General features: G+C 66.2%; 27 protein-coding genes and 2 pseudogenes. 7 read left to right on the top strand and 22 right to left on the bottom strand.

What is annotated here, in order from left to right:
- Positions 1-14 precede the first annotated feature (14 nt).
- From RL72_RS20360 to RL72_RS04830, 12 genes and pseudogenes are all read right to left on the bottom strand, one after another.
- The gene (locus RL72_RS20360) at positions 15-464 is read right to left on the bottom strand and encodes a transposase (protein WP_248700376.1); all 450 of its coding nucleotides are present in this window, start codon (positions 462-464) and stop codon (positions 15-17) included.
- A complete protein-coding gene (locus tag RL72_RS20355; RefSeq protein WP_052674192.1) occupies positions 443-955 on the bottom strand; it encodes an IS110 family transposase in 513 nt (170 codons plus the stop codon). Before RL72_RS20355 ends, RL72_RS20360 begins: the two co-directional genes overlap by 22 nt.
- A gap of 332 nt (positions 956-1,287) precedes the next feature.
- Positions 1,288-1,569, bottom strand: a complete 282-nt coding sequence (locus RL72_RS20030) for a DDE-type integrase/transposase/recombinase (RefSeq protein WP_338061346.1) — start codon at positions 1,567-1,569, stop codon at positions 1,288-1,290.
- Positions 1,512-1,670, bottom strand: a pseudogene (locus RL72_RS20620) (IS3 family transposase); the annotation flags it as partial. The gene RL72_RS20030 and the pseudogene RL72_RS20620, both read right to left, overlap by 58 nt.
- A gap of 977 nt (positions 1,671-2,647) precedes the next feature.
- On the bottom strand, positions 2,648-3,442 hold the full coding sequence (locus tag RL72_RS04865; protein ID WP_045249691.1) for a tyrosine-protein phosphatase: 795 nt from the start codon (positions 3,440-3,442) through the stop codon (positions 2,648-2,650).
- Positions 3,439-4,836 carry a hypothetical protein gene (locus RL72_RS04860; RefSeq protein WP_052674191.1) on the bottom strand — a complete coding sequence of 466 codons (1,398 nt, stop codon included), beginning with the start codon at positions 4,834-4,836 and terminating at the stop codon, positions 3,439-3,441. Before RL72_RS04860 ends, RL72_RS04865 begins: the two co-directional genes overlap by 4 nt.
- Positions 4,837-4,929: 93 nt before the next feature.
- Positions 4,930-5,871 carry a DUF1214 domain-containing protein gene (locus RL72_RS04855; protein WP_045249690.1) on the bottom strand — a complete coding sequence of 314 codons (942 nt, stop codon included), beginning with the start codon at positions 5,869-5,871 and terminating at the stop codon, positions 4,930-4,932.
- Positions 5,872-5,903: 32 nt separating this feature from the next.
- Entirely contained in the window at positions 5,904-6,221 is a 318-nt protein-coding gene (locus tag RL72_RS04850; RefSeq protein ID WP_045249689.1) for an SHOCT domain-containing protein, read from the bottom strand.
- 1 nt (position 6,222) lies between these two features.
- Positions 6,223-6,675, bottom strand: coding sequence for a DUF6325 family protein (locus RL72_RS04845; RefSeq protein WP_211256027.1), 453 nt, complete (start codon positions 6,673-6,675; stop codon positions 6,223-6,225).
- A complete protein-coding gene (locus RL72_RS04840) occupies positions 6,672-7,058 on the bottom strand; it encodes an SHOCT domain-containing protein (RefSeq protein WP_045249688.1) in 387 nt (128 codons plus the stop codon). The genes RL72_RS04845 and RL72_RS04840 overlap by 4 nt, the downstream gene beginning before the upstream one ends.
- 60 nt (positions 7,059-7,118) lie before the next feature.
- On the bottom strand, positions 7,119-7,799 hold the full coding sequence (locus RL72_RS04835) for a GAP family protein (protein ID WP_045249687.1): 681 nt from the start codon (positions 7,797-7,799) through the stop codon (positions 7,119-7,121).
- Positions 7,796-9,469: a SulP family inorganic anion transporter gene (locus tag RL72_RS04830; RefSeq protein ID WP_045249686.1), complete on the bottom strand. Its 1,674-nt coding sequence runs from the start codon at positions 9,467-9,469 to the stop codon at positions 7,796-7,798. The genes RL72_RS04835 and RL72_RS04830 overlap by 4 nt, the downstream gene beginning before the upstream one ends.
- 110 nt (positions 9,470-9,579) lie before the next feature.
- Here RL72_RS04830 and RL72_RS04825 point away from each other — a divergent pair, with 110 nt between their 5' ends.
- The 3 genes from RL72_RS04825 (at position 9,580) to RL72_RS19710 (ending at position 11,779) form a co-directional block, all read left to right on the top strand.
- Positions 9,580-11,055 (top strand): helix-turn-helix transcriptional regulator, encoded by a 1,476-nt coding sequence (locus RL72_RS04825; protein WP_045249685.1) that lies wholly within the window; start codon positions 9,580-9,582, stop codon positions 11,053-11,055.
- 27 nt (positions 11,056-11,082) lie between these two features.
- Complete coding sequence (locus RL72_RS04820; protein ID WP_045249684.1) at positions 11,083-11,493, top strand: phage holin family protein; 411 nt, start codon at positions 11,083-11,085, stop codon at positions 11,491-11,493.
- A 109-nt stretch (positions 11,494-11,602) separates the two neighbouring features.
- Positions 11,603-11,779, top strand: coding sequence for a hypothetical protein (locus RL72_RS19710; protein ID WP_156156702.1), 177 nt, complete (start codon positions 11,603-11,605; stop codon positions 11,777-11,779).
- 314 nt (positions 11,780-12,093) lie between these two features.
- Here RL72_RS19710 and RL72_RS19380 read toward each other — a convergent pair.
- A pseudogene (locus tag RL72_RS19380) lies at positions 12,094-12,890 on the bottom strand (ISL3 family transposase); the annotation flags it as partial.
- Positions 12,891-12,966: 76 nt separating this feature from the next.
- Here RL72_RS19380 and RL72_RS19705 point away from each other — a divergent pair.
- Positions 12,967-13,377, top strand: coding sequence for a hypothetical protein (locus tag RL72_RS19705; protein ID WP_156156701.1), 411 nt, complete (start codon positions 12,967-12,969; stop codon positions 13,375-13,377).
- Here the strand turns inward: RL72_RS19705 and RL72_RS19375 are convergent.
- From RL72_RS19375 to RL72_RS04795, 3 genes are all read right to left on the bottom strand, one after another.
- Positions 13,358-14,267 (bottom strand): IS5 family transposase gene (locus tag RL72_RS19375; protein ID WP_211256026.1). Its coding sequence is split into 2 segments (ribosomal slippage): positions 13,358-13,915 and positions 13,917-14,267, totalling 909 coding nucleotides; the frame shifts between segments, so codons are not numbered across the junction. The two genes, RL72_RS19705 and RL72_RS19375, sit on opposite strands and share 20 nt — an antisense overlap.
- A gap of 359 nt (positions 14,268-14,626) precedes the next feature.
- Positions 14,627-15,781 carry a hypothetical protein gene (locus RL72_RS04800; RefSeq protein ID WP_156156700.1) on the bottom strand — a complete coding sequence of 385 codons (1,155 nt, stop codon included), beginning with the start codon at positions 15,779-15,781 and terminating at the stop codon, positions 14,627-14,629.
- A 121-nt stretch (positions 15,782-15,902) separates the two neighbouring features.
- A complete protein-coding gene (locus RL72_RS04795; protein WP_211256025.1) occupies positions 15,903-16,625 on the bottom strand; it encodes a helix-turn-helix domain-containing protein in 723 nt (240 codons plus the stop codon).
- A gap of 355 nt (positions 16,626-16,980) precedes the next feature.
- Here RL72_RS04795 and RL72_RS20210 point away from each other — a divergent pair, with 355 nt between their 5' ends.
- The 3 genes from RL72_RS20210 to RL72_RS04780 all read left to right on the top strand — a co-directional run bounded on the left by RL72_RS20210 (position 16,981) and on the right by RL72_RS04780 (position 19,290).
- On the top strand, positions 16,981-17,574 hold the full coding sequence (locus RL72_RS20210) for a hypothetical protein (protein ID WP_052674189.1): 594 nt from the start codon (positions 16,981-16,983) through the stop codon (positions 17,572-17,574).
- A 2-nt stretch (positions 17,575-17,576) separates the two neighbouring features.
- Positions 17,577-18,119: a hypothetical protein gene (locus RL72_RS19700; RefSeq protein WP_156156699.1), complete on the top strand. Its 543-nt coding sequence runs from the start codon at positions 17,577-17,579 to the stop codon at positions 18,117-18,119.
- A gap of 940 nt (positions 18,120-19,059) precedes the next feature.
- Positions 19,060-19,290: a hypothetical protein gene (locus RL72_RS04780; RefSeq protein ID WP_156156698.1), complete on the top strand. Its 231-nt coding sequence runs from the start codon at positions 19,060-19,062 to the stop codon at positions 19,288-19,290.
- Positions 19,291-19,441: 151 nt separating this feature from the next.
- Here the strand turns inward: RL72_RS04780 and dmpG are convergent, their stop codons facing one another.
- From dmpG to RL72_RS04750, 6 genes are read right to left on the bottom strand one after another with little or no spacing between them, the layout of a single operon-like run.
- Complete coding sequence (gene dmpG / locus RL72_RS04775) at positions 19,442-20,458, bottom strand: 4-hydroxy-2-oxovalerate aldolase (protein ID WP_045249676.1); 1,017 nt, start codon at positions 20,456-20,458, stop codon at positions 19,442-19,444.
- A complete protein-coding gene (locus tag RL72_RS04770) occupies positions 20,455-21,411 on the bottom strand; it encodes an acetaldehyde dehydrogenase (acetylating) (RefSeq protein WP_045249675.1) in 957 nt (318 codons plus the stop codon). Before RL72_RS04770 ends, dmpG begins: the two co-directional genes overlap by 4 nt.
- Positions 21,412-21,416: 5 nt before the next feature.
- Positions 21,417-21,833 (bottom strand): hypothetical protein, encoded by a 417-nt coding sequence (locus RL72_RS04765; protein WP_052674188.1) that lies wholly within the window; start codon positions 21,831-21,833, stop codon positions 21,417-21,419.
- Positions 21,830-22,684 carry an SDR family NAD(P)-dependent oxidoreductase gene (locus RL72_RS04760; protein WP_045249674.1) on the bottom strand — a complete coding sequence of 285 codons (855 nt, stop codon included), beginning with the start codon at positions 22,682-22,684 and terminating at the stop codon, positions 21,830-21,832. The genes RL72_RS04765 and RL72_RS04760 overlap by 4 nt, the downstream gene beginning before the upstream one ends.
- Positions 22,681-23,532: an alpha/beta fold hydrolase gene (locus RL72_RS04755; protein ID WP_045249673.1), complete on the bottom strand. Its 852-nt coding sequence runs from the start codon at positions 23,530-23,532 to the stop codon at positions 22,681-22,683. Before RL72_RS04755 ends, RL72_RS04760 begins: the two co-directional genes overlap by 4 nt.
- Before the next feature lie 49 nt (positions 23,533-23,581).
- Positions 23,582-24,184, bottom strand: coding sequence for an aromatic-ring-hydroxylating dioxygenase subunit beta (locus RL72_RS04750; protein ID WP_248700375.1), 603 nt, complete (start codon positions 24,182-24,184; stop codon positions 23,582-23,584).
- Positions 24,185-24,203 lie beyond the last annotated feature (19 nt).

The following is a 24,203-nucleotide window of genomic DNA, read 5'->3' as shown; positions in this document are numbered from 1 at the left end:
TGCACCTATAGTTGTCAACTCATGATTTCGCCGGTTCTGGGGTCGGTCTTAACGAGGTGGTAGACCTCCCGGATCACGTAGCGTTTCAAGCAACGGATGATGTCTCGCTTACTCTTGCCCTCGGCGGTCGGTCGGGCAACGTAGGCGATGGTCGGCTCGTGGAACCTCATCCGGACGATCACAGTCCGGTAGATCGCAGCGTTCAGCTGACGGTGGCCATTGTGATTGATCCGGTGCTTGCCGCTGGTCATCCCTGAACCGGTCGGGACGGGGCTGATCCCGGCAAGTTTCGCGAACGCGGCTTCGCTTCTGATGCGTTCGGGGTTGTCTCCGGCGACGATGAGGATCTCCGCGGCGGTGTCGACGCCGATGCCGAACTCATCGAGCAGGTGCGGGCGCGTTGGAGCACGAGCTGCTCGATCTGCGCCTCGAGGTCCTTGATCTAGTCGTTCAGAGCGATCCATCGTTTCGCGATCGACCGGAGTACGTGACGGTTCGCGTCCCCGGGTGTCGTCAGCCCTCTAGGACGGAGCGCGGCGCAGTTCCTCACGACCATCTTCTGCGTCTTCTTCGCCGTCTCGCGGCGGAGATCCTCAGTGGCGTGAACGAGCACCGATCCGGCGGCGTTCTCCGCGTCGAGCGTGTCGGACTTCCCGTTCAGTCGTCGCAGCCGTCGGTCGGGACGTGAGACCTCGATGACCTTGTGGCCGTGACGACGGACGAACGAGGTAAGCGCGGCCCCGTAGGAGCCGGTGCCTTCGATCCCGAACGCGATGATCTTCCCGAAGCCCGTCGCCCACTCCAGCAACTGGCGAAACCCGGCGGTGTCGGTCGTGATCGTCAGGGTCGCGAGGATCCCGCCGATCGAGTCCATCACCGCCGCGACGTGGACGTGTTTGTGGTTGTCGACACCGATCACGACGTGCCCAGAACTGACGGTCTCGATATCGGTCATGTGTGCTCTCTCCTTCACCGGTTAGCGTGGTGTCACGCTGTCGCCGGCGGGTGGACAGGACTGTCATGGGGACGCGTTGTCGAGACTGCTCCAGGCTCCTATCAGGTCACGCCCGATCCGGCGGCAGCGGCTACTGCACGCCCGGCCGGAGGCTCGACAGATCAACGCCAAGGCACCCTGCGGGCCTTCCCATACCCACCTCCGAGATCGGGTTGTTGCGACGACCAGTTGAATCCACCTTGACTGCCGCGGTCGGAGTGATGGACGAGCCCGTCGAGGGCGTGGTCCTTCGCGCTGACGGGCACATGTTCGAGGGCTTCGAGCGGGAGGTCCTAGGTGCGCATCGTTGCCCGGGTGGCCCAGTCGACGATCTTGCGCTCGAACACGTCCGTCACGAACGCCGTGTAACAGAACCCGGCCATGGTGCGAACGTAGGTGATGTCCGCGACCCAGAGCCGGTTCGGGCGGTCCGCCCGGAAGCGCCGTTCGACGAGATCAGGACGATCGTCCGGTGTGCGGGCGGGTGTTGTGGTGCGGGGCTTGCGCCCCGGATCACGCCTTCCAACCCGGCTGCCCGCATCAGCCGGGCCGCCTGGTCGTGGCCGATGTCCCATCCTTCTCGTCGCATCGCCTGCCAGATCTTCCGGGCCCCGTAGACCCCGTAGTTCTCCGCGTGGATCCGCTCGATCACCGGGAGCAGGACCGCATCGCGCAGCTGCCGGTCGCTGACCGGGCGGGTCCTCGTGGCCCGGTAGCCGCGGGATGTGAGAAACCCCCCCCTGTCGCAGCGGGTGTGCGGCAGATGAGCTCGACCCCGAACTGGTCGCGATACATGTCGACATACGCGATCATCTCGGCGTGGGCCGGTCGAGCTCCGCGGCGAAAAGCGCCGACGCGGTCTTGAGGATCTCGTTCGCGCGCCGCAGCTCCGCGTTCTCCCGTCTCAACCGACGGATCTCCGCCTGCGCATCCGTCGTGATACCCAGCTTCGTTTCCGCTATCGACGCTGGCCTGCTCGACCCAACGCCGCAACGACTCGACAGAGATATTCAGCTTCGGGGCGGTGACCTTGATGACCTGATAACTACTCAGACCGTCCTCATCGGACTCGAGTCTGTCCGACACCATCCAAACCGCACGATCCTTGAACGACTGCGGATACTTCCTAGGCATAGTCCCATCCTCTCGACAAAGGACCGGAACGAAACCCAGGGCGGTTCAGAGACCCCCTGACCAGCAGACATTCTCGAGCGAGGTGACCGAAGCACCAAACATGGCCACGCCGCCCCGGCGATGAACAGCCACGCTCCCAAAACCGCGATCACGCACGCTAATCGGGGATAGGCGCACCAGTCACCACATGTACACAACCTACGAAGCGTGCGAGTCGTCAGAGTCCTAGTGGTGTGGGTGCGTATTCCTGAGCGGCATGTTCGTTAGGTAGCTGGCGGGTGGACGTCGGGGCAGTCTGCGAGGCAGCAGCCGCAGATCGGGGGCTCTGTTGTGCCCATGTCGGCGTCGTTGGTGCAGGGGGGGCAGGTTGAGCACGCGGTGCCGGGTCCTGAGTGCCCAGGTCGCTCACGATCGCGGTGTGAGAGATCGGTGCTGAAGAGGACGCGATGGCGCTGGCCATCGACGTTGAGATAGATGTCTTCTGATTTAGGGATCTGGCTGGGTCGCGATCCGCTCGGGTCAGAGGAACAGCTCCCGAAGTCGCTGCTCGTCGTCGGCGCTCAGCCCGAGCCCCTCGCGTGCGTACCCCTGGATGCTGCCGAACTGGTTCCGCATCTGCGTGAACGCGGCGGCGAGGTAGCTCTCCCGGACGCCGAGCACGGGAAGCAGGAGTTCACGGTCGACCCCCTGTGTTTCTGCACGTCGAAGCACAGGTTCGAGGGCGGGGAGCAGGTCGGTATTGGTCTGCAGGTAGTCCTCGTACACGTCGCTCTCGCTGACGCCCAGCAGGGTGAGGAGCGTCGCGGCGGCCCAGCCGGTCCGATCCTTGCCGGTGGTGCAGTGGAACAGCGCGGCTCCGTGCCGGTCCTCGTCGAGGAGGCTCGCGTAGAACGCGCGGTAGGCGCGGAGCGCGGAGGGGAGCCTGACGAAGTCGCGGTACGTCTCTTCGAATAGCTGCTGGGCCCGCCCGCCGGCGAGCGAGGCGGCGAAGGCATGAGGGTCGGAGGCGAGTTGCCCGAGGCTCGCTGCGACGCTCGTGGTGCTGTCCGCGAGCACATCGAGGCTCACCCTGTCGACCCCTTCGGGGAGGCGGTCGCGGGATGCGGTGGCCTCCTCCGCTGTGCGCAGGTCGTACACCGTGCGGATCCCGAGCTCGACGAATCGCTGCTGGTCGGCACCCGTCAAGGAGGAAAGGGCGGCTGAGCGATACACCAGTCCCCGCCTCACCTCACCGGCTGTGCTCGGCAGCCCACCCAGGTCGCGGAGATTCGGGGCTGTCGCGATCGGCACGGTGCGCGTGTGCGAGGTGTTCATGTGCGGGTCTCCTTGGCTTCGGGGCGTTCGGTGATGGTATCGATGGCCGTCGCGCGAGTGGTCGGCCGGGAGAGCAGCTCGAGGACGATCACGGCGCCCATGCCGAGTACTGCGGTCCATAGGGCGATTCCGGGTGTGATCGGTCGGATGAGGAGAATGGATGCCGCGCATGCGGTGCCGATGGCGAGCCGGAGCCGACCTCGCCACCTGTACAGGCGTTCCCCGACGGTTCCTGTGGTGATGCCGTGTTGTTCGGCCCGGCGCCGGATCGCGGCTATCGCGGCGAGCACGTGCCCGCGCAGCCTTCTGGCCCACGGCCATGGTCCCGCGACCAGCGTGATCGCGAGCGTGGCGGCGGCGACGGAGCCGAGCGCGATGAGCATGTCCGTCACGTACTGGAGGACTCCGGTGTAGAGGACGACGGCGGCGTCGTGCGGGATGGATGCCGCGACCGCCAGCGCGAAGAGATTCGTTCCGATGCTGATGCCGTTGCCGGCCAGCAGCATGAGCAGGAGCACGGCTCCTGATGCCCCGGCGAGAGCGAGCGCGCGCCTGCGCGCCACGAGCACCCCTGCGGCGAGCATGATCAGCATGGCCCAGGGGAGCCAGATGCCGATCGCGATCACGATCTGATAGATCGTGAGGTAGATGCCGATCGAGGTGTCCTCGGCGAGCACGATCGACCGGGAGATCGCGGGAATGCGGTCGGCGAGCGGAACCCCGTCCTTGACGAGTTCTTCCTTGACGGCGTCGATGATCGGGCCGAGTTCGAGCTGGATCCGCTGGTTCTGGCCGATCGTGATCGCTGCTCCTTGCTGCCCGCTGGCGGTGCTGAGGAGCTGGCGATGCGTGACCTCGAGAGCGTCCTTCCAGATCGCTGCGAAGGCATCGGAGCGGACGAAGCCGTCGATCGTCTTGCGGATCAGGTCTTTGAGGCCGGAGACCACGGGAGCCTGGAGCAGTTGCAGGGCTCCCCGGGCCCGTGGAGTGAGGTCGAGGTTGCCGAGTCCCGCGAAGAGGTCGTCGGCGATCCGGTCGATGTCGATGTGCGACTCGATCGCAGTGACGGCTTCATCCGCCACGAGATCCTGCACCGCGGGCTCATGAGCGAGAGGCGCGAACGTGCTGACGAAGTAGTCCGTGTCGGTGAGCTGATGGTGCGCCCACGTCGATACGACCGCGACGGGGGCGAGGAGGGCCCCGATCACGATCAGGCTCGCCGAGAGCAGCGTCCTTCCCCATCCACCGGTGCGTGTCCTGCGCGGGACCTCTCGGTCTCCGCGTCCACCGCGGGCTGGGGCCCGTTCCTCTTCGAGGGCTCGTACGAGTTCGGCGTTGACCGCTTTGAGTTCGTCGAGCTCGGCAGCGAGCTGATCGGCGGTGGGCTGCGCCATGCGTGCTCCTCCTGGTCGCGATGCCGGGAGAGATCCCGGTGAGACGTATGCGTGTATGCGGGGGAACGGGCGGGGCGGTGCCCCGCCCGTTCGTCAGATCGCCTCGGGGCGAGGTGCGGTCCAGGATCCGTCGAGCACGACGGGGTGCGGGCGGTACAGTCGCAGCACGTAGTTCCAGCCGGGCATGATCGCGAGTGCGTTCGGCACTCCGTCCAGCTGGGTGCCGAAACGAATGGTGACGGCACCGTCGGCGTCCGGGGTGGCGGTGAGGCTGTTGATGCTGTTCACCCCGAGCGCGTTCTCCTCGAAGTACCCCGCCGCGTTGTACAGCGATACCGACCAGAACGCGTCCACCGGGATGTCCTTGAGCCTGAGCCGGTACTCGTCGACCGGGAGGTTCTCATCGACGCTGATATAGGTCGCCTCGTACTCCGGGAGCCCGCCCCAACCGGAGGCGGTGCCGAGCAGGTGCAGGATCGCGTCGACCTCGTTCCGCGTGCCGAAGGCGTGGTCATACTTGCTCACACCGCGGGCGAGTTCCAGGATCGCGTGACGGGTCGCGGTATGGGATGCCTCGTCGTAGTCGGGCATCGGATAGGTTCCCGAGCCACCGCCGTGAAGGCGGAGCGCGTCCTGCAGCCGGTTCACCTCGGTCACGTCGTCGACGTCTGTCGGATCGACGAGGATGCGGACGATCACTCCGGCGTAGTCCGTGCCGACGAGGTCCCGGCTGAGGACATGGTCGCCCGGCTCGCTCAGGATCGCCTGTCCGTAGTGTTCCTGGCTGATCACGAAGGCCGAGATGTAGCGGTCCCCGGTGTCCGGGAGCGTGAGCGTGACGTCCTCCCTGACGTCGAGGATCGTCATGCTGTACAGGGTGTCGCGGTTCTGCCGGATCACCGGCTGATCATCGAGTGGAGTCACCTCATAGGTGTGGTTCCAGGTCCCGACGCCGTGAGGTGCGGCGAGGCGCGAGAACATGAGGTCGGTCTCGGCGTGATTGAAGTTCTGGACGTTGACGGGGATGGCAGCCATCTCGGTCTCCTTTCGTCGGTTCTCCGTGCTGCTCAACGCAGCAGCCTTGCTTTTGCGGTTTCGAACTCGGCCTCGCTCAGCAGCCCCTGCGTTCTCAGGTCGCCGAGTCGCTGCAGTTCGGCGACCAGGTCATCGGAGGCTGCAGTCGGAGGCGCGGGGACCCCCGCCGAGGGGCGCTCGGCTTCGTACCGGGCGTTCTCGTACTGGGCCGCCTCGTACTGCGTCCGTGCCTTCTTCTGCTGGTGGGCCATGATCCCGCCGCTGACTGCTGTCGCCGTCCCGGCGACGACGGCGGTGCGGGCGGCCAGCCCGAGCAGCCCCGGCCTGCCGATCCTCGGAATGAACGGCATCTCAGTTCTCCATCTCGGCGACGAACGAATCGAGAAGGGCGTTCACGACCGGCGCCGGGATGCGTTCGTATGCGAGCAGCTCCGCGCCCGATGCCGCGGTCTTCTCCGCGAGATCGCGCTGATACACGAGCTCGACGGCGACGAGGAGTGCCGCCGTGCCCTCGGGGATCAGGGCTGCCAGATCGTCGACGTCCTCGTTCCCGATGAGGCCCGCGGCCCCGAGGCCGGCGGCGCCGATCTCGAACCCACCCGGGATCTCCGCGGCTTCCACGATCGTCGTCTCGCCGGCATCGGAGCGGGAGATGAGGAGCAGGTCGAGCAGGCGCAGAAGGCCGGATCCTGTGAGCTCGGTCAGCGCCGAAAGCGCGGCCGGGTCAGGGCGCTCACCGGGGAGCCCCAGCAGATAGAGGTCGACCGGCCCGAACGGCGGGGTTTCGATGACAGAGCCGGTCACGCCAGCGCCTTCGCTTTGAGCCGGTCGAACTCCTCCTGGCTGATGGATCCGGATTCGAGGAGCGCGGATGCTGCTGCGATCTCCTCGCTCGGGCTCTTCCCGGTGACGTCGCGAATGTAGGCCTGTGCGGCCGTCTCGGCGTTGCGGGCGGCCCGGTCGCTGCGTTCGGCCATGCCCTCGCCCCGGGCGATGATGTACACGAGGGCGGTGAGGAAGGGCAGGAAGATCAGGAAGACGATCCAGACGGCCTTCCACCATCCGTTGAGTTCTCGGTCCCGGAACAGGTCGCCGACGATCGCGAACAGTGCGAAGAGGTAGCCGATGAACACGACCGCCCAGAGCATCCAGCCCAGGATCGCCCAGAAATCTACCCAGAAGTTCATATCTTGTTTCCGTTTCTCGGAGGTGGTTGAGGCCTGCAGGGCGCGGACCCTGCGGTGGGGTCAGAGGGAGCCGAGGCCCTTGCCGAGCATGAGAACGCCGATGACGAGAAGCAGCACGGAGGTGATCACGGCGTTCTCGCGAGTGAGCCATTCGTGGAAGGCCTCGAGCGGCCGGCGCAGGCGGTCGGCCGCGAAGAGGTAGGCCACCACGGGGACGAGCACCGTGGAGATGGAGCACAGGATGAACACGCCGGTGGCGATGGCCGCGGAGGCCAGGGGAAGTCCGGCCCCGCCGATGATCATTCCGGCGCTCGCCGCCATCAGCAGATTCTTCGGTCGTGGCACCGAGAGCAGCAGTCCGAGGCCGAGCGCCCGGCCGAAGGTGAGCGAGTCGATCGCCGACATCCATTTCGGGAGAACCGGATCAGCGCCCGGCGCCGGTCGGCTTCGCCATTGCTTCACGGCCAGCAGGAGCAGCAACGCGGCGAGAACGAACTGCACGATCGCTCGGATGAGGTCGGGTCCGTCGGCACTCGCGCGCGGTGGCAGTGCGCCCGCGATCAGCACGAAGGTCGTTGCCGCGACGGCGACTCCGACGCTCCAGCCGATCAGGAAGCCGGGGCCGGTGCTGCGGGCGTTCGGTGAGAGCAGCATGAGGATGACCGCGACGATGGTGAGCGGGCTGATCGCGATGGCGAGCGTGAGGGGAAGGATCTCCCCGATGACCTGGCCGAGCATCATCGGCTCCTTTCCGCGGCGCTGGGCTCCGTCGGTGAGAGTGCCGCAACGGCAGCACGGTTGGTGACGTACACGGGATCGTCGTCGCGAATGATGCCGAAGTGGGCGAGGCGAGGACGGGCACCGGCCCGGACACGGCTGAAGGCCAGGGCGACACGGGCGTCGTCGAGCCAGCTTCTGAGCCCGTCGAAGCTCTGGGCACCCGTGACGTCGACATCGGTGATGGCCTCCATGTCGATGACGAGGTGACGGACGTGAGCGCTGCCGGCGGCTTCGACGGCGCTCCGCACCGCCTGCGCGAACACGGTGCCGTTGGCGAAGAACAGCGGGGCGGCCATCCGCACGACGATCACGCCGTCGGCCGTCACCGCACCGGCCGGCGCATCCTCGACGAGCGAGGCCGCGGGGTCGTCGTCCTCGGCGAGCACGTCGATGGAGGGGGCGGCGGCGCGACGGGCCAGGTTGATGAGCGCGAGCACGAACGCGACCACGATGCCCGCGATCGCGCCGACCAGCACAGTCACGGCGAGACAGGCGATCCCGATCCAGAACTCGGTGCGGGACAGGCGCCACAGCTCTCGGAACTCGCGGAAGCCGAGGAGAGGGAGCACGGCGATGCCGACGATCGCGCCGATCGCCGGCGACGGGATCCCGGCGAGAAGCGCGGTGCCGAAGAGCAGCAGCAGCACCGTGCCGACGGCCAGGACGAGCGAGGGCAGCTGGGTCCGGGACCCTGCCTGATCCATCGCCGCCGTCCGGCTCGTCGAAGCGCCGACCGCGAACGAGCCGGAGGCGCCGGCGGCCAGGTTCGCCGCTCCGAACGCGAGGAGGTCGCGGTTCGCGCGGGTCGGATAGCGGCGCTTCTCGCCGTACGAGCGGGAGACCAGGAGTCCCTCCGCGCTCGCGACGGCCGTCAGGGCGATCGCGGACGGCACGAGGGCCAGCCACTGCTGCCAGCCAAGCACCGGCCATGTCAGCACCGGCGGTCCGGCGGGCACCTCGCCCAGTACCGCGACGCCCGCGTCACCGGCGTGCGTGAGCGAGACCGCCAGTGTCGCGACCACGAGCACGACCAGCGCCCAGGGCAGGGACGGCAGGAGCCTCCGTCCGAGGAGCAGGATCGCGACCGCAGCGGCCGAGATCAGCACCGACCACGGATTCACCCGGCCGAGGCCGGTGGCCAGTTCGGCGACCTTCTCGGTGAACCCGCTCCCCGAGTCGATGTGCACACCGAGCATCTTCGCCACCTGAGACACGAGGACGTCGAGCGCGAGGCCGGCGATGAACCCGATCAGGATCGGGCGGGAGAGGAAGTTCGCGAGGAATCCCAGCTTGAACACCGCCATGGCGGCGAACAGCACTCCGCAGATGACCGCCTGCGCGAGCGCCATCGTCAGGTAGCCCTGGGAACCGGCCGCCGCCAGGCCGCCGATCGAGGCGGCCACCAGCGCCGCGGACGAGGCATCCGGGGAGGCGACGAGCTGACGGGAGGAGGTCAGGACGACCCACACGATCGTCGGAAGCACGAGCGCGTACAGTCCCGCCGTCGCGGGGAGCCCGGCGATCTGCGCGTACCCGATGTTGAGGGGGATCGCGATCGCGATGAGCGTGACCCCTGCGAGGAGTTCACGCCCCAGGTTCCGGCGACTCAGGCCGGGCAGCAGACGGTTCATCGCTGCCAGTGTTTCCCGCCGGAGCGGGCGCGGAATCGGGTCTCATCCTCTACGGATGAGGCGCAGGGGGGATCTCATCCGCCCTGCGCCTCATCCGCTAGCGTGGAGGCATGATCGACGAAGTCCGCCGGGAGATGGCCGCTGCGGCCCCCGAGGAGGCGCGGGTCCTCCTTCGCAGGAACTGGCTGCGGCTCATCATCGAATCCCACACCAGCGAGCTCGAGCAGCTCTGCACGGCCGCCCCCGACCCGCACGACCCGCACATCCTCCTGATCCGCGCCTGCTGCCGCGACCTCGCCGGCGACTCCTACGGCGCCGAGTATCTTCGCGGGCAGGGCCTCCGCGTCGCCGAGGACGACTTCGTCGCCTGCTTCACCGATCTGCTCCTCGCGCCGGACGCCGCGGCCAAGGCGGCGGTCGCCGACCGGGCGCACGAGGCGCTCTCGCACTGCGGAGCCGACGACGACTATTCCTCGGCGCTGTTCCTGCTCGGGTGGACCGAGGTGCGGCTCCGCAGGAACTTCCCGGGGGCGATCGCCCTCCTGCGCTCCGCAGCGGCCGAGGCGCGCCTTCAGGACCGGCGGGAGACGTATCGTCTCGCCCAGTCCAACCTCGCGTTCGCGCTCACCCAGGCCGGGCTGTTCACGGATGCCGAGCAGGTTCTCGATACGCTCCCGCCGAGGGCGACGCCGTCCGACTGGGACCTGTTCGAAGGCGGACTCCCCGAGGCGAACCGAGGGTGCATCGCCTACTGGCGCGGAGAGTTCGCCCAGGCCGTCGCTCTTCTCGAAACGGCGATCGTCGAGGACAGCCCGGGGAACAACTTCGAAGCCCTCGCCCGTCTCTACTACGTGATGAGCGTCGTCGCCCTGCAGCGAGAGGATCGCTACTACGCCGCGGCAGGGCTGCTTCAGGGCATCAGCAGGTCCGACAAGCACGGGATCCCCTGGGACACGCTCCGTCGGGCCGTCTCGGCGCATCTCGCACACGCGCAGGGGCAGGATGAGCGGGCCAGGGCGCTTGCCGCGCCCACTCTCACCCGTACCGGTGCCGCCGTCGCGCACGCGCTGCTCGCAGAGCTCTACCGGACCATGGGCGAACCCGGTCTGTCCGGTCAGGCGTTCCGCCTCGCGGCCGCGGCCGGAATGCCCCGCTACGCGCGCGTCAGCACCCTCGTCACCTCGGCCGCCCTGCATTCGGCGGCGGGCAACGGCGACCGCGCGCACGAGCAGCTCGATCACGCGCTCGAGAACGCGGCCGCGGAAGGCGTGCTGGCCCCGTTCCTCGGCGACGATCCGATCATCGCCGACCTCCTCAGCGCGCACGCGCACTGGGGATCGGAGCATCAGCAGTTCCTCCACGCCATCCTCACGAAGCGCGGACAGCACGCGACCGCGGTGACCGGCATCCTCACCGAGCGCGAGAGGGATGTTCTCGTGCGCCTGCGCACCACGATGACCGCCGACGAGATCGCGGCGGAACTCGGCATCGCCTACCCCACGGTGAAGACCCACATCCGTGCGATCTACCGCAAACTCGGGGTCGCCTCGCGCCGTGACGCGATCCGCGCCGCCGACCGGGCGTAGCCCCGCCCCGACCAGAAGCAGGCAGCCATGCTCAGATTCCTCTTCCAGATCCTCTCGCAGCTCGTGCTCGGCGCGATCGCACTCCTCGTCGTCCATCTCACGCTCCCGGACGTCGCCCTCAGCCTCTCCGGATTCTTCGTCGCGCTCGGAGTGTTCACCCTCGCGCACATCATCCTCGGGCCCTTCGTGCAGTCCGTCGCGCAGCGCTACGCCGCACCGCTCGTCGGCGGTGTCGGAATCGTCGCCACCCTGCTCGCCGTCTGGATCGCCACGTGGTTCCCCGGCGGCATCCAGATCCACGGCGTCGCGTCGTGGATCCTGGCGCCCTTGATCATCTGGATCATCACGGCTCTCGGCGGGTGGATCGTCATGGGCCTCATCGTCGACCGCCGCCTCAAGCAGCGGGCCGCACGAAAGCTGCTAGGCGGCGAGAAATAGAACGACCTTTCGCTGGGGTAGTCGAAGACCTTTTCTGTCCTGATGACGACCGCCGTCGTGCACCACCAGCGCTGGGAGCGAGTGCACGACTGGGCAACAAGGTGGCCGCATGACTATCGCGGGCGTACTTGTCAGCGTTTGTCTGATCGCGCCCGGCTGCATGGCTCTCACGGTCTTTGTCGCCACTGTTGCAACGATTTTCGCATCGGATGCCAAGACGCGCCGTCGAAGCCAGACGCTCGCTATCCTGATGCGCGCGTTTCGCCTACCAGAACGTAGGAAATGATTCTCGACACCTAGTGCATGCGCGCTGCGCCTCGGCTTCGTATGTCGTAGGTCCTGGGGAGAATCAGTCCCATCGAGCGATAGAGGGGACCGACAAATCCTATGAAACGCAGTACCTGAGTTGCCACTTACTACCAACCTGGGAGTCGGCACCTCGCGTTTCGATGCGGTAGCGCGAACCAAAGTCGTTTACAGGGTCGCACACCGCTCCCCGTGATTCAGCGTCGAGGCGCACACGAACGGTCACAGCTTCTTGCACGTCCACGACCACATCCGAGCAGGCGCGAAACCGGCTCTTCGGACATTGGGTGGGGGTCATCGGGTGAGGCCGCCGGCGGCGAGGAGCATGCGGAGGCGGTAGTTGTGGCGGTTGCGGTAGCCGCGGGTGAGGCGGCGGTGGAGTTTGATGATTCCGTTGATGGCTTCGGTGTCGCCGTTGTTCGCGCGGGCTGTGGTGAAGTATGCGAGGAACGCTGACCGCCAGCGGCGGAGGGTGCGGCCGAGCGGGCGATCTCGGGGATCGGGCAGGTGTGGAACGTGTCGACGACCTTTTGCGCGATCCGCCGCCCCTCGGCGAGGTCCTTCTGGTGGTAGGCGGAGCGCAGTTGCTGCGCGCACTGCCACGCGACGAACACCTCGTCGTGCGCGGGGTCGGCTTCGACCGCTGCGGTGAGCCTGATCCGCTGTTTGTCGGTGAGGTTCTCGGCCCCGGCGCGGAGGATGGTCTGGATTCCGTAGAGCGGATCGCCCTTGCGGCCGCGATGCCCGAGGGTGTCTTGCTGGACCCGGCGGCGGGCCTCGTCGACCGCGGCGGTGCCGAGCTTGACCACATGAAATGCGTCCAAGACTGCCACCGCGTCCTGGAGCTTGTCGTCGATCGCGGTCTTGTATCCGGCGAACGGGTCCAGAGCGGCGACCTTCACGCCTTGGCGGAACGCGTCGCCGCGGTCTGCGAGTCAGGTTGCGTAGGCCTTCCCGGATCGGCCGGGCACGAGGTCCAGCAGCCGAACCCGCGTGTTTCCGTGCTCGTCGCAGCTGAGGTCGACCATCCCGGGAAGCTCTTTCGGGCCGCGCTTGCGGGGGTCGACGTGACGCCAGATGTGCTCTTCCACGACGTCCCTAGGGCGTGTCTGACAAAGGTGGCCTTCCCAGCTGGGTTGCCTGATGGTGCCCTAGAGTCCTCACCTGATGGCTACCTTTCCAACTGATGCTGGCGATCTTACGTTCCGGCGCGATATGCCGATGTTTTATCGGTGCCTTCTAACACTCTGGGGGAACAGGCTCGCTTCGGGCCTCATCACGGAGAGTATTTGGAGCGATGAGACGCTTGAAAGCAGGCTGCCGGTCGTGCGGTCCGCATTCGGGCATGTTATGAACATGGATCCTGATTTGCTTCACTCGCTTGTCGCCGCGCGATTGCCTGTTGCCGTGGACCTGGACGAGTTTGCGAAGTGTGAAGTGGTTTCTTTGAGTGCGTATTGGGCAGATGAGGCTCTGCACCCGGTCATCCGTCTTGCCTACGGCGTGCTTGATGACGGGGTTTACGCGCTTGCTGAGGTATTTGATGGCGTAGTGACCGCTACCGAACTGAATAGTTAGGGGACCCTGATAGGACACAGGTCCAGGCGATGACGCCGTTGAGGACGACCGCGGAGCGGTAGATCATGGAGTGCTTGTCGTAGCGGGTTGCCAGCCCCCGCCATTGTTTGACGTGGCAGTAGCGGCGCTCGATCACGTTGCGGTTGCGGTAGTCGGCGGCGTCGAGAGCGACGGGTCGGCCGCCGCGTGATCCGCGGCGCTTGCGGTGGCCCTTCTGATCGTCCGGTTCGGGGATCACGGCCTTGATCCCACGAGAGCGCAGGTGACCGCGGATCGCGCGGGACGAGTAGGCCTTGTCGCCGCGCACCGCATCTGGCCGGGTTCGGGGCCGTCCTTTCTCCCGGCCGACGCGCAACTGCGCCATCAGCGGCAGGAACATCGGTGAATCTCCGGCCTGCCCTGGGGTGATCAGCGTGACCAGTGGGAGTCCGTTGCCGTCGACGAGCTGGTGGATCTTCGTCGACAGGCCGCCCCGAGATCGGCCGATGCCGTGGTCAGGCGGCTCGAGGAGCGGATTCGTGTAATTCGATCCAGCCCCCTGTGAGCCGGGTCGTGTTCGTCGCATGCTGGTGCGCACGCGGGATCGTCGAGTCCACCGACAGGGACCAGTCGACCAGCCCCGCGGCGTCCGCGGCGGCGGTGAGCTTAGCCAACACCCGATCCCAAATGCCATCCGTCGCCAGCCGGTGATGCCAGGTCCACACTGTCTGCCATCGGCCGAACACCTCCGGCAGATCACGCCACGCGATACGGCACCGATACCGGTAGACGATTGCTTCGACCATCAACCTCGCATCGGAGAACCGGCGTCCCGGCCGACCCGTCGGACGCGGCAGCATTGTCTCGATCAGCGACCACTGAGAATCCGAAAGCACCTGGAACCTCGACACACATTCAGAGTCTCAGCCACGACCGAGACCCATTGTCAGACACGCCCTAGGCGTGACCACTGACAGCAACCAGACCGACGCCCTAGAGTTCGCGCTGACGTCCCTATTGACGCGCGCTCTATGCAGATACCCAGTACATTCGATCTAGCGTTGTTCTATGGGCACGAACAAGCGTTGGCCACATCTGGCTGACGCCCAGATAGTTGGCCGCCTGCGCGTCGACAGAAACCGCGTTAGTGTCCGCCTGTACGTGACCATATCCCTCACGCTCGCGAGGTTCTTCGGTGGCATGTGCGACGGGTGCGACATGCTCCGAAGAACCTCGCTGCGCTTAGTGACTCATTGGACGCCCGTGAGCGTCACCACGTGCATGCCGGAGGGGCAACGAAGCCCTGCCACTGGTTGTTGTTCGAGTCGAGGCCAGGATGGCCGGCCGAGCTGACCCCGGAGGCGGCCAGCTTGTTTCCGACGTAGAGGTCACCGTTCGGCGCGAGGAAAGACGTGTCACCCAGTGAGGTCGATCCTGCCGGGACGTTGGTGAACGTGGAGATCTGGCCCGTCGCGCGGCTGTGGATCGACGCAACTCCTGTCGAGGACACGAAGCCCTGCCACTGGTTGTTGCTCACATCGAGAACGGGAGTGCCGGCAGAGCTGACCCCGGAAGCGACCAGCTTGTTTCCGACGTAGAGGTCGCCATTCGGCGCGAGGAAAGACGTGTCACCCAGTGAGGTCGATCCTGCCGGGACGTTGGTGAACGTGGAGATCTGGCCCGTCGCGCGGCTGTGGATCGACGCAACTCCTGTCGAGGACACGAAGCCCTGCCACTGGTTGTTGCTCACATCGAGAACGGGAGTGCCGGCAGAGCTGACCCCGGAAGCGACCAGCTTGTTTCCGACGTAGAGGTCACCGTTCGGCGCGAGGAAAGACGTGTCACCCAGTGAGGTCGATCCTGCCGGGACGTTGGTGAACGTGGAGATCTGGCCCGTCGCGCGGCTGTAGATCTTGGCCTCCCCGACCGGGGGCGCGGTGACGGGGGCCGTGACGTTCAGGGTCCCGGAGGTCGCTTGGAACGACGTGTTCCCTCCAGCGGCGGGTACGCGGACGGAGGGAAGGGTGATCTTGCCGTTCGCGTCGGTGGTGCCGGTGTAGACGGTCGTCCCATCCTCGAACGTGTATCCGTTGGAGAGAGTGACAGTGATCGCCTTGCCCGGATCCGGGGCGCCGGATGTGTTCGTGAGCACGGCCTGAACGTTGGAGATTCTGGTGCACGCGGTGCCGGCGTACGTGGGGAGCGTGAAGTTCAGCGAACTCGCCAACGAAGCGGCGGCGATCGGCGCGGCGACGGCCGCGGCAATGACGGGAACGCTCCACGCGGCGCCTTTGACAACCGTGCGCCGGGAGACGCCCAAGGTCTTCTGCACGGTGGGTTGGGCGGCTTCGTTCGTCGAGTGGGTAGGAGTATTGCTCACGGTTCGGGTTGCCTTTCCTTGGTTCCGACAGCGGTGCCAGCTCAATCGTTCGGAGACGTGCGAGCCGGCAAGATGAGACTGTCGGAGGCCATGAGCGGAGTGACCGAATCTGACACGAAGCGTGCGGCGTGACAGAAACTGATCGACAGCGCCGTGGAGCCCTCGTTCATCGGCCGCGGAGAGAAGACCCTGCTCTCACCAGTGACCGACGCATCGTGATCACGGACGCGAACCCAGTTTGCGCAGCGATTTCCGCAATCGACCCGTCCTGGTCTTCTTCGAGTACCGCAAGTCGACGCACCGCGTCCGTCACGCGGTGACGTTCGATCTCCTTGCGCGGGGTCACCCCCATGGGCCGATAGGCGCGATGGAGGGAGCTCGGGCTCACGGAAAGATCTCTGCACAGGCTGTCCACCGTCATCGCCGGATCTGCATACCCCTCGGAGATGATCGTCTGCGCCGCCAGAAACAGACCGTCCCGATGCACGGGGTCGGCCTGCGGTCGAGGCGAGGGAGCACCGACAGCGCCCGCCACCAGATGCTCCATGGCGATGCGGGTGTGGATGGATGGCGTCACATATGCGCCGCCTCCCTGGAGCAACGCATTCGACACGGACGTCAGCGCCAGCAACGCGGATCGCGGGACCGTTCGCGGCTCGTCGAATAGATGGCGATACTCGCGCCCGCGCAGGATCCCCTTGCGGAAAAACCAGCCATAGCGTGCCCACGGTTGCATGGAGGCCGCACGGAGAGACGAGCCGCCGTCCAGGACGATCATTTGCCCGGCCTCGATGCGCAGGTCTCTGCCGTTCATGGTTAGGTCGGCGGCACCCTCGACGATTGCCGCGACGTGTACGAGGCTCTCGTCGCTGACGAGGCTGGTGCTCATTCCCGCGCTCCACAACCGAGCGAAGCCGAAGTCGGTGCTGGCCACTTCGTCGTACTCATATTGTTGCGGGCGGGCCTCGTAGCCCCAACCGTGCCGGAGACTGCGTTTCAACGCTTCCATTGGTGGCGATCGCTCCCCAGACGGCATAGATCCGACGTTGGAAACCTAGCGGTGCCTCCCCTCGGGCAGTCGTTCGCCTCATCCGTAACGGATGAGAAGAGTGCACATGTCTGACCATGACTGTTCGAGTAGCCACCAGAGCGATCGGCAGCGGAAGCACCGATCCTGCGAGGTGCGATTAGGCCGTGTTGCTAAAGCTGGTGACGGCCGACAGCCGCGGCGTGCAGTCGCAGGGGTGGAACACGAGGCTGCCTCCGACTGGGACAACCCGGATACGCACCGGGCGCTCATCGCGCACTTCATGGCGAACTATGACGGGTGGGTGCTCGGCGAACGCGTCGTTGAGGTCAGCCGGCTCAATCGGCTTGCGCGCCGGATGGACGGCAAGTCCGATCAGCTCGACGCCGAGCAGATCGCCCGCGCAGTTCTTGGTGAGACCTCGACCGCGATCCCGAAGCGCATGTCCGGCGTTGTCGAGGTAATCCGCACCCTCCGAGTTACCCGTTCCAGCGCCGTGAAGGCGCGCAGCCAGGCGTTCAACACGATGTTCGGCGTGATGATTGGCGCACCATCACAGCTGCGGGACGAGCTCGTTAACCTCACCAGGCGCACCCTCGTGAACCGGTGCTTGCGACTACGGCCGGAGACCGACGAGATCTATAGCGGCCGATCCGGGGCGCATGCACTTGGCCGCGACGAAGCTACGGTCGCCTCTATCTCGGCACGGATCTGCCTGTTAGGACGGGGGCGCCCGACTGGATATTCGTTGTCGCCCACATCATTGAGGGCGAGGGTCCCGCAGTTGGGGAGAGCGTCCAGATCACGGTAGATGTGGAGCGCCGTGCGGCGCTTTCTGCAGCTCACACGGCATGCCACCTCGCCGCGCTCGCACTCGATTCAGCTTTGGCCGGCGCATGGAGCAAGACCCCGCCGACCGACGCGCTCGGCAACCCCGCGTTCGACGCCCTCGCTATCCAACAGTCCCGGATCCAGCCCCTTTCCAGCGTCGATGTCTACAGGATTGGAAGGTCGCTGCGTCGAAAAGGCTTCAATGCTGCTGCACTGAACGATCCCGCTGGACTCGCCGTGCGCGTGAACGACATTCTGGCGCAGTGGATTTCAGTCGGTGGTCCCGTTCGAATCGAACGAACCGACGACGCTCTCTCCGCCCGTCGGATGTGGGTATGTGAACTCCCAGCCGGGAGCACGAATATCCCTTGCGGCGGAACACACGTCCGAGATATTGGCCAACTCGACGCCATCACCGTCCGTCTGACAAGGAAGCACGCGGACTCGAGTCTTGATGCCGGGGTAGTGAACAGCTGCCTCGAGCTCGAGATGGAAACGCGCGCGGCGATGGCGGTCTCGGCGTGATGCGTGTACACAGTGGGGTCGCCATCTCGACGCGTCGCGCGCAACGCATCCGAACCATCAGGGGCGGTCGAGGACGGATTGCTGTATGACCCCAGAGCGGGGTGCCCTCGAGCGTCTTCCACCGTGGTCGCTGGCTGACGCCGCAATGCTCGCCGTGCAGCTCTCCAATGCTCTCTGTCCCCGTCATCGTGCGCATCGTACTCGCGGCACAGCTTGGTTGAGGATGTGCTTCGGAGTCTTCATCCTGTGGGCCATCGCAAGATGACGAGCTCACTCCCCTCGCAGACCACCTGCCGCGTCTGCTCCCCCTCATTCCTGTCAGCTATGCGCTCCGGCTGGTCCCAAGGGCACTGTGTTCGTGGGCGCTGCTGGGTTGCTATCCGTCGATCCACTTGTTGTGCCGAAGTTGAAGTACGCGGTCAAGAGCCGCAGCGAGTCCCGCGACGCGCAGGATCACGTCCATCGTGTCTAGGAGGTTCAGAGTCGGCAGTATATGGCCGGCGAGATGAGCGATGGACGAGTTGTGGACGACAGACGTAAGTAGCCTTCTGTCCGGGGTCTGTCTCGTCGAGGCTCCCGAGAGCGAGGAATGCCCCCATTTCGACATGGCGTTCCTCGTCGAGGGGCAGCAGCTGGCAGGCCAGGTCACGGACCAGTGCAGGCGTGGGCTGGCTCGGATCGACTGTGTCCAGATGTTCTTGAACGCGCTGCGCGATCAGCTCCATCCAGTACGTCCGTAGAGACGCCTGCGCGGGGAAAGGAAGCGACCGCCAAGCCCGTCTCGTCCGCTAGCTTCCGCACAGACAGACTGGCCAAGCCGCCCTCGGACAGCACCCGAAGCGCCTCGTGCGCCCGCTCAGCATGATCAATGACCTTCGGCATCTGTCCGATTTGGGACGTCTGTATCAATTTGAGCAGATGCTTCGAGAAGAGTTGTTCCGTGATCTACGCCGTCATCATCGCCTGCGAGGCTGCGTTCGGGGTGTTCATCGTCGCGGGCCACGTTGTCAGGGATGTCCTCTGCAAACGCCGCCTCGCCACCGTCCTGCTCGTGCTGACGCGGCGAGGAAACCGCCGGCGCATTCGCGAAACGGAAGCGCATTGGGTCAGCAAGGATTCGCGACACTTGCTCTCCGATAAGGTCGTGATCGGCGCGTCGGCACTGCGCTAAGTGGTCAAGTGTCTTCGACCTGTACCGCGGGCGGGCCCTCTCGATCAGCACCGGGCCATGGTGCGTGAGCGGACGATCTCAGTTCCAGCGTCGACGTGTGGCTCACTGTCGCGCCCGAAACGACGGACGTCGGGCCACGCGTTCATAGCCGTCAGCCTCTTGCCGCGACGAGATCGAGCGCCACGTCGGTGATCATGTCCTCCTGCCCACCGATGAGCTTGCGCTCGCCGACCTCGACAAGGATGTCGCGCGCATCCAGTCCGTAGATCTCCGCCGCGCGCTCCGCGTGCCGCAGGAAACTCGAGTACGCGCCGGCGTATCCGACGGACAGGGTCTCGCGGTCGACTTGGACGGGGCGGTCGTGCAGCGGGCGCACCAGGTCATCTGCCGCGTCCTGCAGCGCGAACAGATCTGCGGCGACCTCCCAGCCCTGCAGTTTCGCAACGGCGACGAAGGGTTCGATCGGCGTGTTCCCCGCCCCCGCGCCGTGCCCGGCCAGAGAAGCATCGACGCGGTAGGCACCCTCCTCGACGGCGACGACCGAGTTCGCGACGGCGAGCGAAAGGTTCTGATGCGCGTGGATCCCGATCTGGGTCTCAGCTGCCAGCACGTCGCGATACGCGCGGATGCGATCGCGGACTCCGTCCATCGTGAGGCGTCCGGCCGAGTCGGTGACGTACACGCAGTTGGCGCCGTAAGACTCCATGAGCTTCGCCTGCTGGGCGAGCGATGCCGGATCGTTGAGGTGACTCATCATGAGGAACCCGGACACGTCCATGCCCCACTCACGCGCTGTGGAGATGTGCTGGGCGGCGACATCGGCCTCGGTGCAGTGCGTCGCGACGCGCACAGACCTCACCCCCAGGTCGAACGCACGCCGCAGCTCGTGCAGCGTACCGATACCGGGAAGCAGCAGGGTGGTCAGGACGGCGTTCTCGACGGCGCCCGCGACGGCCTCGATCCATTCCCAGTCGGTGTGGGAGCCGGGGCCGTAGATCAGCGAACTGCCGGCGAGGCCGTCACCGTGCGACACTTCGATGGCGTCCACACCCGCGGCGTCCAGCGCGCGTGCGATCGCGGCCGCCTTCGCCGGCGCGATCCGGTGACGGATGGCGTGCATGCCGTCGCGGAGCGTGACGTCCTGCAGGTAGATCTTCGGGCTGGTCATGCGACGGCCTCCTTCTCGCGCGCGCTGAGCGCGACCCGCTCGGCGGTGCGCAGCGCGGCACTGGTCATGATGTCGAGGTTGCCGGCGTAGCTCGGCAGGTACATGGCGGCGCCTTCGACTTCGAGGAAGACGCTTACGCGTGTGTATCCGTGCGGCTGCACGCGGTCGGTCGGGACGAGGATGTCGGCCTCGCTGCCCTGTTCGAGGAACTGCACGTCCTGCTTCAGTCGATAGCCGGGTACGTACTCGGCGACGGCCGCTGCCTGTGCTGCCACGGCATCCCGCACCCGATCTTGAGCGTCGTCGTCGAGACGGGAGGTGAGCACCTGCACCGTGTCGCGCATGATCATCGCCGGCTCTGCGGGGTTGAGGACGATGATCGCCTTGCCGCGTGCGGCGCCCCCGACCTTCTCGATCGCCTGAGACGTGGTCTCGGTGAATTCGTCGATGTTGGCGCGCGTGCCGGGGCCTGCGGAGAGCGAGGCGATGGACGCGACGATCTCGCCGTAGTGCACGGGCGCGACCGCATTGATGGCGGCGACGATCGGGATCGTCGCCTGCCCGCCGCACGTCACCATGTTGATGTCCGGGGCATCAAGATGCGCTTCCATGTTCACGGCCGGTACCACGTAGGGGCCGATCGCGGCGGGGGTGAGGTCGATGAGGCGTTTGCCGTACGGAAGCAGCTTCTCGGCGTTCGCGCGGTGTGCGCCCGCGCTGGTCGCATCGAATACGACGCCGATCTCGTTGAACTGCGGGCTTGCGATCAGGCCGTCGACGCCGTTGCTCGTCGTTTCGAAGCCGAGACGGGCGGCGCGGGCCAGACCATCGGAGGCCGGGTCGATGCCGACCATGACGCCCATCTCGAGCACGTCCGACAACCGGATCACTTTGAACATCAGATCGGTGCCGATGTTGCCGGAACCGATGATGGCGATCTTCGTCTTCGCCATGGGTATCACTCCTTCAAGGGGATGTCTTCGAGGACATGCGGCTGGGCAAGTACCCAGTCGGGTTCGATCACCAGCAGCGACCAGCCGCCGCTGCGAGTTTCGATGTCGACCACATACCGGAAGCCGGCGTCCTCGGCCCATGCGATCGCATCCAGATCGCGTTCGGGGACAGGAAGGACGATTCGTCGACAGCGAGCATCCTGGGCGAGCACGTGCGCGGCGAACTCGGCGACCGCAGACGGCGCCGGGGAGCCCTCGACCAGCAGCTCGCGATCGTGGGTTCCCGCGGGGTAGGCATCGACGAGTTCGCCCGCACGGGCGCGGCGGATGCCGAGCCGCGCAGTGCCTCCGTCCCGTCCGGTCACATCGATGACGATCTCGAGCCCGTCGGGCAGCGTGTGGGTCGGGACCTGAGCGGTCACAGCTGATCGCCTCCCGCGGCGCTCGCGAATCCACGAACGCCGATGCCGCCGTCGGCGTTCACGACAGCGCCGGTGATGACGCTCGCGTTGCGACGGGACGCCAGCAGCACGTACGGTCCCGTGGAATCGACGGGATCCGGGCTGGCGTGATGCAGGGGAAGCCACAGGTTGGGTCCGCGCCCGTCGTCGTGCTTGGCGAAGGACTGCTCGATCGAGCGCTCGGACATCCCCGTGGACGCCGGCCCCCGCAGGTCGGTGCGCAGTCCGCCGATGGCGACGCCGTTGACACGCACCTTGGGGGCGAGCTCGTAGGCGAGCTGGGTGACCAGACCTCGGGTGGCGTGCTTGGCGGCGGTGTAGACAGGGCCGCCGCCCGCCGCGTAGAAGGCGGCGTTCGAGAGCGTCATCACGATGTTGCCGTGCGACTCGACGAGCGCTCGCCACGCGGTCGATACCGTCAGCAGGTAGCCCTTGACGTTGATGTCGAAGAGCTCGTCATAGATCGCCTCGATCTCGTCGGGGGTCGTACGACTGATCGACTTGTTGAAATCCCAGACGCCGGCATTCGGTACCAGGACGTCGAGCTTCCCGAACCGGCCGATAGTGGCATCCACTGCGGCCTGCAGGTCAGCGCTCGATCGGACGTCGCCGACGAGCGGCAGCAGGCGGTCCGCGCCCGTCCCGGCGGCGGTGACCGTGCTCTCGAGACGTCCGGGATCGCGACCGAGGATCGCGACGCCCTTCGCGCCCTCCTGGAGGAAGCGCAGCGCGACGGCCTGTCCGATCCCGGAGCCGGCGCCGGTGATGAAGGCGACGTCTCCGTCGAGCCAGCCGATTCCGGGGTCGCTCATTCGGTGTCCTGGAGGAAGGCGGTGACCAGCTTCTCGAACTTCGCCTTCTTCTCGACCTGCACCCAGTGGCCGCAGCCACCGAAGACGTGCAGCTGGACTCGGCGGATGTTCCTCAGCATGAGAGATGCCCCGTCGAGCGTGATCGTACGATCGTCTCGACCCCACACGAGGAGGGTGTCTGCCGTGATCCGGTCGAGATCCTTCCACAGCGGGTCCATGCCGCCCCGCCTCGCGAAGGCCGCGTTGTACAGGTGATAGAACGCGATGTGGCTCTCGTCGAGGGATGCCTCGTATCGGGCGTGGATGTTGGCGTCGTCGAACAGCTTCGGATTCGCGACCATGACGCGGACGAAGTTCTTCATCTTCGCGACCGTCGGCCCTTCGCCGTTGTAGTAGCGGAACATCTCCTTCTGGCCCTCGGTCGGGGTGGGGCCCGTCGGAAGCCAGCCACCGCCCGGTGCCATGAGCACCAGCTTCGTCACGCGGGTCGGCTGCGCGATGGCCATGCCGAGCGCGGTCGCCCCGCCGAGCGAGTTCCCGAGCAGGAAGAACGTGTCGATACCGAGAGCGTCGAGTACGTGAAAGGTCGCGTCGACAGAGATCTCGGTGATCGATCGGGCCTCCAGGTCCGCCTCGGTCGGACGGTAGCTGCCGCCGAACCCGGGCTGGTCGGGAAGGATCACCTGGAAGCCCTCGAACGCGTCAAGATTGTCGCGATAATTGGCCAGCGCGCTCGCGCCGGGGCCTCCGCCGTGCATGAGCACGAGAGGCGTACCCTGCCCGACGACGCTGACGGCGATCGAGCCGAGGGGAGTGTCGATGATTCGGGTGTCCACGGCGGCGGTCACGGAGGTCTCCTCTGCGGGGGTTCGGCTTTTGGTTGGTTTGCGGGGGTGATCAGAAGAAAGTGGAGATGTTCTTCATGAGCAGCACGTTCTGCTCGAAGAGGATGGTGCGCTTGACGAGCTCGAAACCGTGGACGCCGGTTCGTCGCAGCACGTCGTTGCGGCCCCCGGCGTAGATGTCGACCTCCGTGTGCAGCCGGTTGCGGTAGACGATGAATGCGCTGCGGGCCTGCAACAGGCCATCACTGCGCTCACGCACGGACACGTTCGAGATGAGGTGGCGCGTGCGGCTGGGCGGATCCTCCGCCCATGCCATGCCGGAGTCATAGCGGCGGATGCGCCAGGCCAGCGAGTCCTTCGTCTCGTCATAGAACGCGGACTCCCCGGGCGCGTGCACGGAGAGAGCCTGCTGGCGGCGCAGCCGATTGGAGCGGACCGGCGCCCAGTAGTGCAGGTCGTCGGCGAGCATCTCGAGCCAGTCCGCGAATCGGCCGTCGTCGAGGAACTCGGCCTCGAGGAAGTAGAACTGGCCGACCTCGAAATGCGTCTGCAGGTCGGCCAGCCGCATCCCGTCGACCTCGTCGTTCATGATGCCGGGCGATACCGAGGTGGCGCCGTTCAGAGTGGCCGGGTCGAGGCGGAATGCATCGCTCATGACTCCATCCCATTCCGGA

Source organism: Microbacterium azadirachtae, assembly GCF_000956545.1.
Lineage (GTDB): Bacteria > Actinomycetota > Actinomycetes > Actinomycetales > Microbacteriaceae > Microbacterium > Microbacterium azadirachtae.
Note: the sequence above shows the minus strand (reverse complement) of the source record. Positions and strands in the feature narration are given on the sequence as shown.